This is a genomic window from Acinetobacter soli, assembly GCF_018139125.1.
Classification (GTDB): Bacteria; Pseudomonadota; Gammaproteobacteria; order Pseudomonadales; family Moraxellaceae; genus Acinetobacter; species Acinetobacter soli.
This window is the reverse complement of sequence record NZ_CP073241.1, coordinates 1172048-1184498: the sequence shown is the minus strand read 5'-3', so window position 1 is coordinate 1184498 and position 12451 is coordinate 1172048. Positions and strand designations below refer to the sequence as shown.

The 12451-nt window shown below is 40.3% G+C and carries 13 protein-coding genes; 5 read left to right on the top strand and 8 right to left on the bottom strand.

Going from position 1 to position 12451, the window contains the following annotated elements; translation table 11 throughout:
• The first annotated feature begins 39 nt into the window (after window positions 1-39).
• Window positions 40-636, top strand: coding sequence for an IMPACT family protein (locus KCV09_RS05390; protein ID WP_171493601.1), 597 nt, complete (start codon window positions 40-42; stop codon window positions 634-636).
• Entirely contained in the window at window positions 629-1243 is a 615-nt protein-coding gene (locus KCV09_RS05385; RefSeq protein WP_212515659.1) for an acyltransferase, read from the top strand. The genes KCV09_RS05390 and KCV09_RS05385 overlap by 8 nt, the downstream gene beginning before the upstream one ends.
• Before the next feature lie 49 nt (window positions 1244-1292).
• On the opposite strand, the gene KCV09_RS05380 is transcribed toward KCV09_RS05385, so the two are convergent.
• On the bottom strand, window positions 1293-2300 hold the full coding sequence (locus tag KCV09_RS05380; protein ID WP_212515658.1) for a hypothetical protein: 1008 nt from the start codon (window positions 2298-2300) through the stop codon (window positions 1293-1295).
• A gap of 337 nt (window positions 2301-2637) precedes the next feature.
• Between KCV09_RS05380 and KCV09_RS05375 the strand changes: the two genes are divergently transcribed.
• Complete coding sequence (locus tag KCV09_RS05375) at window positions 2638-3480, top strand: universal stress protein (RefSeq protein WP_004938081.1); 843 nt, start codon at window positions 2638-2640, stop codon at window positions 3478-3480.
• Between the two features lie 111 nt (window positions 3481-3591).
• Here KCV09_RS05375 and KCV09_RS05370 read toward each other — a convergent pair whose 3' ends face one another.
• The 6 genes from KCV09_RS05370 to KCV09_RS05345 form a co-directional block, all read right to left on the bottom strand.
• Entirely contained in the window at window positions 3592-4260 is a 669-nt protein-coding gene (locus KCV09_RS05370) for an O-methyltransferase (RefSeq protein ID WP_004938079.1), read from the bottom strand.
• Window positions 4261-4400: 140 nt separating this feature from the next.
• The gene (locus KCV09_RS05365; protein WP_025094707.1) at window positions 4401-5123 is read right to left on the bottom strand and encodes a D-Ala-D-Ala carboxypeptidase family metallohydrolase; all 723 of its coding nucleotides are present in this window, start codon (window positions 5121-5123) and stop codon (window positions 4401-4403) included.
• A gap of 128 nt (window positions 5124-5251) precedes the next feature.
• The gene (fdxA, locus tag KCV09_RS05360) at window positions 5252-5575 is read right to left on the bottom strand and encodes a ferredoxin FdxA (RefSeq protein WP_004938070.1); all 324 of its coding nucleotides are present in this window, start codon (window positions 5573-5575) and stop codon (window positions 5252-5254) included.
• Window positions 5576-5871: 296 nt separating this feature from the next.
• Window positions 5872-6330 carry a BLUF domain-containing protein gene (locus KCV09_RS05355; RefSeq protein ID WP_119689847.1) on the bottom strand — a complete coding sequence of 153 codons (459 nt, stop codon included), beginning with the start codon at window positions 6328-6330 and terminating at the stop codon, window positions 5872-5874.
• A 189-nt stretch (window positions 6331-6519) separates the two neighbouring features.
• Window positions 6520-9114 (bottom strand): DNA mismatch repair protein MutS, encoded by a 2595-nt coding sequence (mutS, locus tag KCV09_RS05350; protein WP_151746805.1) that lies wholly within the window; start codon window positions 9112-9114, stop codon window positions 6520-6522.
• A 414-nt stretch (window positions 9115-9528) separates the two neighbouring features.
• Window positions 9529-10269 carry an NADPH-dependent oxidoreductase gene (locus KCV09_RS05345; RefSeq protein ID WP_119026029.1) on the bottom strand — a complete coding sequence of 247 codons (741 nt, stop codon included), beginning with the start codon at window positions 10267-10269 and terminating at the stop codon, window positions 9529-9531.
• A 325-nt stretch (window positions 10270-10594) separates the two neighbouring features.
• Here KCV09_RS05345 and KCV09_RS05340 point away from each other — a divergent pair, with 325 nt between their 5' ends.
• Together KCV09_RS05340 and KCV09_RS05335 are read left to right on the top strand one after the other, a co-directional pair.
• Window positions 10595-11170, top strand: a complete 576-nt coding sequence (locus tag KCV09_RS05340) for a TetR/AcrR family transcriptional regulator (protein WP_212515657.1) — start codon at window positions 10595-10597, stop codon at window positions 11168-11170.
• A gap of 50 nt (window positions 11171-11220) precedes the next feature.
• Window positions 11221-11697 (top strand): nuclear transport factor 2 family protein, encoded by a 477-nt coding sequence (locus KCV09_RS05335; protein ID WP_004938052.1) that lies wholly within the window; start codon window positions 11221-11223, stop codon window positions 11695-11697.
• A 53-nt stretch (window positions 11698-11750) separates the two neighbouring features.
• Here the strand turns inward: KCV09_RS05335 and KCV09_RS05330 are convergent, their stop codons facing one another.
• Window positions 11751-12404, bottom strand: coding sequence for a cupin domain-containing protein (locus tag KCV09_RS05330; RefSeq protein WP_212515656.1), 654 nt, complete (start codon window positions 12402-12404; stop codon window positions 11751-11753).
• Between the last annotated feature and the right edge of the window lie 47 nt (window positions 12405-12451).

Here is a 12451-nt window from a genome sequence, read left to right as displayed (position 1 = left end):
GCGTATAATTTCGGTCTTGTACAGTGTGTGATGGGTAATATGGCGTTTACGATTAGCGAAGTTGTTTCATATGAAGAGGAAATAAAAAAAAGTCGCTTTCAGGCAATCGCTATTCCTGTAGAGACTGAGCATCAGATCAAAGCATATTTGGATCAATATTACGATCACTCGACGGCACATCAATGCTGGGCATGGAAGATCGGTAATCAATTACGTTTTAATGATGACGGAGAACCTTCCGGTACAGCAGGTCGTCCGATTCTGGCGACAATTGAAGGAAATGAGCTGACGAATATTCTGGTAATCGTCAACCGTTGGTTTGGTGGCATCAAGCTCGGTACAGGTGGGCTGGTGCGTGCTTATGGTGGCTGTGCGGGGCAATGCCTGTCACGTGCAGAGAAAAAACCGCTTATCCATAAAGAATCTATTCACTTTAGTTGCCATTTCAATGAATGGTCGATTCTTGAATATGAACTAAAACAACATCAAATTGTGTATACCAGCAACTTTACAGCTGAGGGTGTAATCGTAGAGGCTGATGTCGAAATTGATCAGATTGAGCCATTATCGCTCAAGATTAATCATGTCACTCGGGGGCGAGAGAAATTAAAGAGAATACAACCGCAAGATGAATAATGATCCTTTACTCAAATATCGAGAGCAGCACAAACACCGTTTGAATTACATGCCATGGTTGTACTGGACTTTAAAACCCAAACATCGGGAATGGGCTGATGAATGGCAACGTGACTATCAGGCTTATCTGATGGATATGGAAACGGTTGAAATTGGTCAAAACTGCTTTATATCGCCTCTTGCACATATTTTTGCCGAGCCGGGCCGAAAAATTATCATCGGCGATAACAGTTTTATTGCAGCCGATTGTGTATTGCATGGTCCATTGCATATTGGATCTGAAGTTGCCATTAACCATCATTGCATATTAGATGGTGGACGAGTCGGCATTACCTTGGGTGATCAAGTGCGTCTTGCGGCGTATTGTCATTTATATGCCTTTGATCATGGTATGAGTTTTGATCAACCCATTTATCAACAGCCAGTAAGATCACAGGGCATTCGTATTGAAAAGGATGTCTGGCTTGGAGCGCATGTAGGGGTGAAAGATGGCGTGACAATTGGTGCGCATGCAGTTGTAGGTATGAACAGTATGGTGACTAAAAATATCGACTCGCAGCATGTTATTGCAGGAAATCCTGCTCGATTTATTCGATTACGACAATAAAAAAGACCCTATGAACTAGGGCCTTTTTTCTCATGTAAAATTTAAGTTATTAAACAGGAGAAAGAGTGCTGTTAATCAATTCGTCAAGTGCATTAAAGCCTTGTAAGCCTGTGCCTACAGATGCAACTGTACCTGAAACTAGATCTACTGCATCAGTTACAGTTTCAACTACTGCACCCAATACTGGTGTTGAAGCAGTAGAAGCAACCAATGGGTTAAGGTCGTCAGCAAGATCGGCAACAACACCCGCAACATCAACAACAACTGTGCCTAGTGTTTCCGCTGGTGCATTAAGAAGATCGCTGACCAATTGAACTGGATCAACGTCAGCAACATACTTGCCCACGTCACCAACGGTATCTACAACGTTGTCTACAGAATCTAGAACACCCGCAATTACACCACCAAGTACAGGCACTTGAGTCACGTAGTTTGTAACAACGTCAGTGCTGTCAAGAACATCACCTACAGTTGTAGATACGTCAGTTACCAGATTACCCGCTACAGACGTTGTATCAGAAAGTAAATCGGTTACAGCACCCAGTAAATCACCTTCAACAAGGTTGCCATACAGATTTTCAGCAGTTGTAGAAACATTTTCTAAAGTTGAAGTCACAAGATTAGAAACAGATTCAACCACTTCACCGACTACAGGAATGTCTTGAGCAGCATCGACCAGTGTTGTTGAAATTGAATCAAGTGTAGAAGCTGTGTCAGTCACTAAGTTAGTTACTAAACCAGTGGTGTCTGTGACAAGATCGCCAACAGTTTCAGCAAGATCGCCAGAAGTAATGTTTGCAGCGGTATTATGAAGTGTATCGAATAAATTATCAGTTGTAGATGTAACAAGGCCAGTGACTGAACCTACAACATCACCCAAAACAGGAACATGGTCTAAAACGTCAACCACAGGTGTAACGACTGAGTCGACCACAACATCAGTAATTGTTTCAGCTGCTGTTACAACAGCATCAACAATTTTGCCCACAGCTTGAGTCAGTCCTTGAAATACAGTTGTTAAAACACTGCTAAGTTTCCCGGTAAATAATGAAAACATGATAACCCTCTTTTTTATTTAGCATAAGAATAATTTGCATAACCTTTTTAATGAAAAAAGTGATAAATCTCAATAAATAAATTAAAAATGTCGGCTATTTTATGATTGTAAATTCTGCTTAAATTCTTATTTTTGATAGCTTTTCTATATTTTAGTTAAATTATGTGAATCTTATCACAAACATACCTTGATGGGCTTAAAGTAATATTAAAAGGATTATATATTCTAGACATCTAAAAAAATAACTGAAATAAATCCTATTCTGAAATAAATATGATAAGTTAAAAACATGTCAAAAAATCTCTAGGCACAAAGACCTTAAAGAAGAGAGGCAAGTATGAGTCGCGTAATCGCATGTATTGATTCTTCACCTTGTATCAATGCAATTGCAGAAGCAGCTGCGTGGGTAGCAAGAGAAACCAAACGGGAATTGGTGCTTTTACAAGTATTAGATTATTATCCTGCAAGCTACCATTTAGGTGAAATTAGTGGCGTCATCGGATTTGAAAGTAACGCGATGTTGCTCAAAGAGCTTGCAGAGCTTGAACAAAAACAAAGTGAATTAGCAATCGATTATAGTAATAACCTACTCAAACATATCTCGGAAATGATTCTAGATAAGTATGGGTTGGAAAGTACAAAGATTCAGGAGAAAGGTGATTTCCTAGAGCAAAGTTTTAGTGTGCTCAGAGAAACAGACTTTGTCGTGATTGGTAAAGTGGGTGAGCGTGCCGCTGAAAAAAATAAGCCTATAGGAAGTAATGTAGAGAATTTTATTCGTGGAGCGAACTGTACCGTAATGACGGTGGGTGAGAACTTTAAAATTCCGACTCGGTTTATCTTTGCCTACGAGTATTCACCAACATGCTTAAATATCATGCAACGAATCTCCCAAAGTGATTTACTCAAAACTTTACAATGCCATTTATTGTATGTAGGGGATCATCCCGAAGTACTCAAAGACCCCGAAGAGTACCTTCGAACAGCAGGTCTTGATGTGGTAACCGTGTATCGTTATGGCGATGTGGCTGAAAATATTCTTGAGTATCAGCAAGAGCTTGGTATTCAGATGATTGTACTGGGTGCATTTAGTCACAGTAAATTACATCAGTTCTTTTTGGGAAGTATTGCCACTTCAATTTTCAGAAATGCAAGTGTGCCGTTGCTGGTTGCCAAATAATGTAACAATAGTTATCCGCAAATGTTGTGGATAACTATATGGAAAAACATAAATATTGTATTTAAATATTTGATTTAAATACAAAAAATATTCAAGTCTGTTTTTTGATCGCTATTTGACAATCGCGATTGCAAAACCATCATGTCCTTTCGAACCCACAGTTTGAAGCGCTGTAGACGACAAAAGTCGCGGATGATTCTGCATAAGTTCAAAAGTAGAGCGGATACCTTCGATACTTGGACGCTGGTTTTCTGTATCGATAAGTGCGCCAGCGCGAATCACATTGTCTAAAACAATGACTGTACCAGAATGCGATAAGTTAAGGCTTAACTCTAAATATTCAGGATAACTTTGTTTATCTGCATCTATAAAAATAAAATCGAAAGGTTCGAAAGTGCTGGCGTCTATTGCCGCTAAAATTTCTGCTGCACGGCCCACCTTTAACTCAATTGGTACGGCTAGATTCGCCTGATCAATATTTTGCTGTGCTAGCGCAGCGTGATTGTCTCGCCCTTCAATAGTCATGAGATAACCGTCTTCTGGAAGCACCCGTGCCAACCATAAAGTACTATACGCTGCAAATGTGCCAAGTTCCAAAACGCGTTTGCATTTATTCATCTGAATGAGCATTTGCAATAACATGCCTTGATTGGGAGCAACAGCCAAGTGATCTGGAAAACCCTGAGCTGAGGTATTGTTCAGGGCAAATTTAAGATTTGCATCTTCTGGAATTAATTTTGATTCAATATAGTGATCAATGTCGTTCCACTGCTGTTGCATTGCAAGTATACCTTTAGTCCTAAGAGAGGGAAGTGTATTTAAAAACCTGACAATTCTATGAGATTTGGCAAGGAAATCAAAAAATAAAATAAAAAAAGAGATCAAATCGATCTCTATTGGGTGCCACTCGTATCAATCAATTAAAAATTACACATCGAACTGTTTCTGCTGTGGTCAGGCCCCCATGTACGATAGCCTTGCGTATCGATATGAATTTGTCCAGTACTGTACAAGCCTAGCCCCATATTCAAGCTTTGCCCGTGTTGTGACCAAAATTGACAGAGTTTAAATTTGGTATTTTCGATAAAAGCATAATCTTGCGGCTGAGGGATTTCCGGCCCAATTCTAAAATCAATCGCTGAATTGAATAAATGGCGAGAGGAATTTGCGCCACCTGCACACTGATTGAGTGGCAAATCGCGGTAAACCGAAGTGACTTCAAAGTCTGTCAAAATTTTGGCAGCCACCAGATATTTCAAGACCCGAAGTGTAGGAAGGGCGTTATTCCATAATTCACGATTAGGTACGGCATATTCTGAGCGACCGCATTTTTGCCAGTCACGTGCTGTACGGAGTAATTCATAATTTGGCACAATATTGGCAACATCGTTGCGAGTTAAAAACGCCTGATAATCTTGAACTTGCGCACGATTTGTCGGGTTTTCGAGCCAGTATAAGTATGAACTTGGGGTTATTTTAGGACGAACAGGGCGTTCAATTGAAATTGTTTCTTGAGGAATGTGTATACGATGACCACGAGGAATGTCATGAATTGTCGCTTTTTTTTGAGAGGTTGTGGTACAACCAACCATCATGACCGGAATCAGGCTGAATGCAAACAAACCTTTCAAAACCTTAGACATAACAAAATCAACAACTTATTTTAAAGTCGCTATTTTAATCTAAAATGGTCTTAGAATTATGAAATTTTTGCAATCAAATGTTGATTTGAGGTATAAAAAAGGATCAGACAGTGCTGATCCTTAATTAATTACTTCTCTAGATATTGAAGCTTATCTGCTTTGCCATTCCATTCTTCGCGATCTGCAGGCTGATCACCAATTTGGGTAATGTTTGGCCATTTTTGTGCTAATTCTGCATTAAGTTCAATAAAGACTTCCTGACCTTCAGGTAATTCATCTTCAGAGAAAATAGCATTTGCAGGACATTCTGGCTCGCAAAGCGCACAGTCGATACACTCATCTGGATTGATGACAAGAAAGTTTGGACCTTCATAGAAACAGTCAACTGGGCAGACTTCTACGCAATCTTGATATTTACATTTAATACAGTTTTCAGTGACAACAAAGGTCATGGCGACAGCTACCTAAAATATGGTTTTCATTAAAACTTGCCTATTTTAGGCAAAAAACTCGCAATCGAACAATTCCTTTTATTGATATTTGTTATTTAAATCCATGAAATGGATTTAAATAACTGATTTATAATCTTTTATTGCTTGTTTTATTGCACACTTTTTATTAGCTGTACTCCTATTTATACCTGTAAAAACAAATATTTAAATGATATCGATTCTTAATCAAGCTTTGTCGTTCAGTTGTTTGTCCTGATTTATTTTTTAGCTCCGGTTTAGCGTTGCCTCTGGTCAACTCAATCTGAATAGCCTTGCTGTGGATAATGCAGGATATCCTGATGAAGTTCTTCAGACAATAACTGAATGAAAGGTTCTGTGGTGTGATGTGTTAAAAGGTAAGGATTAAACTCATCAATATGGTGCTGTTCAAAAAAGGCCTTCATTTTTTTATTAATCGGCGCAAATTTCATGCTCCAGCGTTGAAATAGTGAATGATCGATATATTTCGACGCTAAAATTTCACAGTTTTGATGACGTGGATCTTTGATAATTTTGGTGTAGAAAATATCATTTACTGTCTTTTCTTCGCCTTCAAGGCACTGCACAAAATAACCATTACCATAATACAGCACACCCGTAATACCATTGCGTGAATTGTATTGAACAGCCTCAGTTAAAATTTCCATCAGGTCATTTTTGATTTGATGATGTTCACTATTGGTTTTGCTCACGTATAGTAGCTGAATTGCTGGCATAGTCTCACCTTAATGATTTTTAGAATTGTTGCCGCTTTTATAATTGATTGCCAAAATAACTATAACAGATTAAGACGTACTTGTATGGTTGTGAGCTTATACACTCACGTTTTTTAACATTTGTATAGGCTCATTTTACAAGCAGAGATAAAAAAGGGCATCCATAGCAGACACCCTGATTTGCTCACATTATAACGATGAGTGATCTAACTGTTCTTTTAAATGATAGAGAGCTTCTAAAGCCTGTCGAGGTGTTAAGCTATCCACATCGAGCTGCTGAAGATGTTCGAGCACAGGAGATGGTTTTTTAACCTCGATCATCTGTTCATCGGCCACAGTATGTTCAACCGCAGCAAATAAATCAGTTTGAACTGCTGTTTGTGCGTGATCAAGCTGCTGTTTTTCTAAAATTTTAAGGCGCTTTTGTGCTTCTTTAATTACACTTGCAGGAATACCCGCCAGTTTTGCAACTTGTAGACCATGACTTTGACTCGCTGGGCCGTGCTGAACCTTATGCAATAAAATCAGATTTCCATTAATTTCCTTTGCTGTTACATGATAGTTATCAATACCATGTTCATGGCCTAGCTCGGTGAGTTCAAAGTAATGCGTTGCAAATAAACATAAACATTTAATGCGTTTGGTTAGATCGAGTACACATGCCCAAGCCAAGGATAAGCCATCATAGGTACTGGTACCACGCCCAACTTCATCCATAAGTACCAAAGATTGATGGGTGGCATGATGCAAAATTTGCGAGGTTTCGGTCATTTCGACCATAAAAGTAGATTTACCTGTCGATAAGTCATCGGCTGAACCAATTCGGGTGAAAATACGATCAATTGGGCCAAGTTTTGCAGACTGTGCTGGCACGAAACTACCACAGTAGGCCAGTAAACTAATCAACGCCGTCTGACGCATAAATGTGGATTTACCGCCCATATTGGGACCAGTAATAATCGCCATGCGATGCTGCGTATCTAAAAAGGTATCGTTAGGGGTGTATGGACTCTTATTGAGTGCTTCCACCACCGGATGGCGACCAGCTGTAATTTTAATGCCTGTTTCCGGCCCAAAACTTGGACGGTTCCAATTCAGTAAACGTGCCTGATGGGCAAAGTTGCTTAACACATCGATTTGCGCAATTGCGGCACTCATCATCTGTAAATTGGCAATGTTTTGACGCAGTGTTTCTAGGAGTTGTTCGAATAAAAGTTTTTCTCGTGCCAGCGCACGCGATTCACTCGATAGCACTTTATCTTCAAAACTTTTTAGCTCAGGCGTGATGTAGCGCTCTGCATTTTTTAAAGTCTGACGACGGATATAATGACTTGGCGCTTGTTCTGCTTGCGCTCTTGTCAATTCAATGTAGTAACCACTTACCCGGTTGTAGCCAATTTTAAGGGTAGGTATACCGCTCAATTCACGTTCTTTAATTTCAAGATCAATCAGGAATTGTCCAGCGTGATCTCGAATTTGACGCAACTCATCGAGTTCTGCGTCGTAACCTTCTGCAATGACATTTCCATCACGCAACAAGACTGGCGGATTTTCTACAATCGCGGCATTAAGTAATTGATGCAGTGCTTTGAAATCACCTAACTGTTGGTCAAGATCATGCAACAATGCCGATTTTTGTTGTTGAAAAACTGGCTGTAAAGCATGTCTTAGAAAAGGAATTTGACCACAGGCTTGGCGTAACTGTACCAAATCGCGAGGGCGGGCACTGCCTAGCGCGACACGGCTAAGGACGCGTTCAATGTCTCCAATTTCTTTAAGCACCAGTCGAAGTGGTGTTTCATGATAGCCATGAAGCAGATGCTGAATGGCGTCGAGCCGTGCGTCAAGAATAGCAGTATCACGAATGGGTTGCATGAGCGTGCGGCTGAGTAGACGTCCGCCCATTGCGGTTTGACAGTCATTGATAAGCTGAAAAAGTGATGTCCCATGTTCAAACAACGGATCGACAATTTCTAGGTTACGGCGAGTAATGGGATCTAGCGCAATAAAGTCGGTGCTTTGTTCGAGCTGGATCGAACGAATATGAGGCAACGCCGTTTTTTGTGTTTCTTTAGCATAATGAATCAGCGCTGCTGCTGATGCTTTTGCAAGTGGTAAATGATCGAGTCCAAATCCAGCGAGCGTGCCAACAGCGAGTTGATCGCACAGGGTTTTTTCGGCGTTATTTAAATTGAAATCAACATTTGGGCGTTTGGTGATTGGGCATTCAATTTGCTTTTTAATTTGTTCAAGGATATTTTGATCGACCAAATCCTCATCAACTACAATTTCACTTGGCATCAAGCGAGCAAGCTCAATGGCCAGTTGTTCAGCTTGAAACGCGTGTTCTTGTACCTTAAAAATCCCTGCACTTAAGTCCAGAAGTGCCAAACCGATCTTATTTTGATGAATGCAAACCGAGACCAGATTTGAAGATTGATAACTTCCGAGCAATGCGTCGTCTGTAATGGTTCCTGGTGTGATGATACGAACTACTTTTCGTTCAACTGGGCCTTTACCTGTGACTTCACCAACTTGTTCGCAGATTGCCACCGTTTGGCCAGCTTTAACCAACCGCGCCAAGTAGCCTTCAGCAGCATGGTAGGGCACACCCGCCATTGGAATCGGTTCGCCGTTGCTTTTTCCACGATGGGTCAGGGTAATGCCGAGCAGTTTTGCAGCTTTACGCGCATCTTCAAAAAAGAGTTCATAAAAGTCACCCATGCGATAAAACAACAGCGCATGTTGATGTTCCATCTTCACCTTAAAGTATTGTTGCATCATCGGTGTTAGTGTGGAGAGGTCAGGTGTTGAACTGTCTAATTTCAATTGTGTAAAGCCTTTTATTTCAGGTTTTTAAATCGGTTGGGGGATGCCATCATTAGGTTAAAGCCAAATACAGATAAAACCTTTAAGCCACGCGCATAAGATTTGTCTTGATATCTTGTTTGCTGGCCAAATTTTAGCAAATCTACAGTCAGCATCTTAACAAATTGAGAAGAATTAACAAAAAGGAATACCGGAATGAATGGTGAAATAAAGACCAAAAACATAAGAGTGCTATAAACCTATGCTTTTTTTTATTGAGAAAAGATTTTGATTCTATTTTTACTTTTTAAGCTTTTGGGGTGAATGAATTCAATTGCGTAAACGCCAGCATGTCATATCACATCATGCTGGCAATTTAGTCGGGTTCGCTTATTTGTTAAATCCAAATCCTTGCTTGATCAAGTTAGGGAGTACATCGGGAAAATAAATGTGCTTGTAATAACCACTTACACTAGCGCTCCATGTATCACCATCGGTACGACCAGTATTTTCCCAATGCTCGACAATTTCTTGGTTGTACTTCGAGATTTTTTCTTCTAGACCATCTGTCTTATAGGTTTCGTCATGACGGAAGGTTTCTAATGGAAGACGTGGTTTGTGATGTGACGGAACATCTACATGACCAATCACTACACCCGCGACAGGATAGGTATATTTGGGTAGCTTTAACAGCTTGATCATGGCATCAGAATCACGACGAATCCCACCAATAGGCACAATTCCAAGGCCTTCCGAGCGTGCAGCAGCCATCACAGAGCCTAATGCAATTCCTACATCAGTCGCGCCAGCGACAACACTTTCTACGCTTTCATGTGCAATTTGCTGATCTCCGATTAATTCCAATCCGACATGACTCTTATACATATCTAGCACAAAGACCAGAAACACGGGTGCTTGGGCAATCCAGGGTTGCCCACCTGCAATCTTGGAGATTTCAGCACGTCTTGCTTCATCGCGAATCACCACAATTGAAACTTGCTGTGAGTTGACTGATGTTGGTGCACGATAAGCCGTGCTAATGATCCGTTCTAGAGTTGCATCATCAATTGCCTCATCTGTAAAACTACGTTCACTCTTATGATCATTCAACAAATCAATCACGTTACTCATGAGATCTCCTGTATTTGGGAAATAATAGTCATCTAAAACTGACAATAATTTAAGCTAACAATATGCGAAATAACGACATTTTGTAGCTTGGTATAGCCAAAATTTTACCATAGCGCAATATGATGTATGTTTCAGTGAAGTTTCATATACGGGATTGAAACTTTGTACAAAAACAACTCACCATCTAACTCAGCGGTTTCAATTAGAGATACTTACAGATATAAATCATATAAATTTCAAAATCTTGATTAAATTTTTTTGATTTTTTTAATTTATTTGAAAGAAAAAACTTGCTCTGGTAGAACGATTGTTCTACCATCATTTTATGAACACAAAAAACACCAATACCCGGGAGAGGATCCTGGAAACTGCCGAGCAGCTGATTTATCAAAAGGGTATTCATGCCACGGGAATGGACCTTTTGGTTAAAACCTCAGGCGTGGCAAGAAAAAGTATTTATCGTTATTTCGCGACCAAAGATGACGTAGCTGCGGCAGCCTTAAATGCGCGTGATGAACGCTGGATGCATTGGTTTCGAACCGAATGTGACAAAGGGGAAACTCCCGCTGAGCGTATTTTAAATATGTTTAGCACACTCAAAAGCTGGTTTCAGTCTGAGGGTTTCCGTGGTTGTGCATTTATTAATACTGCTGGAGAAACTGGTGATCCGGAAGACCCTGTGCGGCGTATTGCAAAGCTGCATAAGCAGAAACTTCTGGATTATATCTTTGAGCTCACTAGTCAAATGAATATTGAGCAACCCATGGTCTTGGCCAAGCAGTTGCTTATCTTGATCGAAGGAGCAATTACCACCTCGCATGTGATGGGTGATATGAGTTCTGCCGATAGCGCAAAAGATGTCGTGCAATTGTTGTTAAATCAGGCCAGTCAATCGGTCTAAAGCTTAAAACAGTGGATTATTTTTTATCTAAATTTTCTGGAGGATATCCCGTGTCCCAAGAACAGAATCGACCACCACTGCCGCCTTTCACACGTGAAACGGCAATTGAAAAAGTGCGGCTTGCAGAAGATGGTTGGAATAGTCGAGATGCCGATAAAGTATCACTGGCATATACCCTAGACACAAAATGGCGTAATCGTGCAGAGTTTGCGACAAACCGAGAAGAGGCAAAAGCATTTCTTTCTCGTAAATGGAAAAAGGAACTTGAATATCGTTTGATCAAAGAACTATGGGCATTTACCGACAACCGTATTGCGGTTCGCTATGCGTATGAATGGCACGACGATTCTGGCAATTGGTTTCGTTCATATGGTAATGAAAATTGGGAATTTGAGGAAAACGGTTTGATGCATCGTCGTTTTGCTTGTATCAATGATATGCCAATTCAAGTGAGCGAACGTAAATTCCACTGGCCGCTCGGTCGCCGACCAGATGATCATCCGGGATTGTCAGATTTAGGGCTTTAAATATTTCTCGTTTGCCTCGGTTAATTTCTCCCAATTGATTAATCGAGGTTTTTTTATAGGTGACCAGATTTAATATAAAGCTCAGCACCTGCGTCTGAAGCGATAAGTGTATGTGTTGCGTCGGCTGGATATCGAATCCAAGTTCCTTCTGGATAATAATCATCATCATTCAGCAGTTCACCTTGAATCACCAAAATTTCTAGACCACTGATAGATTGTTGCTGGAGTACATCTTGTGCAGAAAGTTTTTCTAAATACGTATTTTCTGTCAAGGAACTGAAAAGTGGACAAATCGTGCGACCTTCAACGACGATCCAATTGTCAGGGTTGTTGGTATCGATCACCAGTTTTTCGGTTTCGTTTTCGCCCATTTGCATCAGTTTGACAAAAATCAACGCACCTTCATTGCTAGAAGGAACATGCTTTGAATTATGTGGATTACGGATATACCAACCCTTTGGGTAATGCTGTTCTCCATTTTCGATAAATGTACCAGATAGGATAAATAGCTCTTCACCCAGTGGATGCGAATGTTCTGGAAATACCGTTTTTGGCGCATACTTAACTAAACTCGTCGCACGTGCTTTTTCATCACCAATTCGATCAAGCATCATACGTTCGACTTCACCATTTGGCGATGTAAGCCATGCGTAATCATCTGGTTTAATAATGACCTTTTTGGAAAAATCGGCATTAATCATTTTCATGAGACATTTTTCCCTTGTATATCTTTCTTACTCAACCATATCATGCA

What these genes read in the sequence shown, in the direction of transcription:
- KCV09_RS05390 (WP_171493601.1), top strand. Translation starts at nt 40, where the DNA reads ATGGCGTTTACGATTAGCGAAGTTGTTTCATATGAAGAGGAAATAAAA.
- KCV09_RS05385 (WP_212515659.1), top strand. Translation starts at nt 629, where the DNA reads ATGAATAATGATCCTTTACTCAAATATCGAGAGCAGCACAAACACCGT.
- KCV09_RS05380 (WP_212515658.1), bottom strand. Translation starts at nt 2,300, where the DNA reads ATGTTTTCATTATTTACCGGGAAACTTAGCAGTGTTTTAACAACTGTA.
- KCV09_RS05375 (WP_004938081.1), top strand. Translation starts at nt 2,638, where the DNA reads ATGAGTCGCGTAATCGCATGTATTGATTCTTCACCTTGTATCAATGCA.
- KCV09_RS05370 (WP_004938079.1), bottom strand. Translation starts at nt 4,260, where the DNA reads ATGCAACAGCAGTGGAACGACATTGATCACTATATTGAATCAAAATTA.
- KCV09_RS05365 (WP_025094707.1), bottom strand. Translation starts at nt 5,123, where the DNA reads ATGTCTAAGGTTTTGAAAGGTTTGTTTGCATTCAGCCTGATTCCGGTC.
- fdxA (WP_004938070.1), bottom strand. Translation starts at nt 5,575, where the DNA reads ATGACCTTTGTTGTCACTGAAAACTGTATTAAATGTAAATATCAAGAT.
- KCV09_RS05355 (WP_119689847.1), bottom strand. Translation starts at nt 6,330, where the DNA reads ATGCCAGCAATTCAGCTACTATACGTGAGCAAAACCAATAGTGAACAT.
- mutS (WP_151746805.1), bottom strand. Translation starts at nt 9,114, where the DNA reads ATGATGCAACAATACTTTAAGGTGAAGATGGAACATCAACATGCGCTG.
- KCV09_RS05345 (WP_119026029.1), bottom strand. Translation starts at nt 10,269, where the DNA reads ATGAGTAACGTGATTGATTTGTTGAATGATCATAAGAGTGAACGTAGT.
- KCV09_RS05340 (WP_212515657.1), top strand. Translation starts at nt 10,595, where the DNA reads ATGAACACAAAAAACACCAATACCCGGGAGAGGATCCTGGAAACTGCC.
- KCV09_RS05330 (WP_212515656.1), bottom strand. Translation starts at nt 12,404, where the DNA reads ATGAAAATGATTAATGCCGATTTTTCCAAAAAGGTCATTATTAAACCA.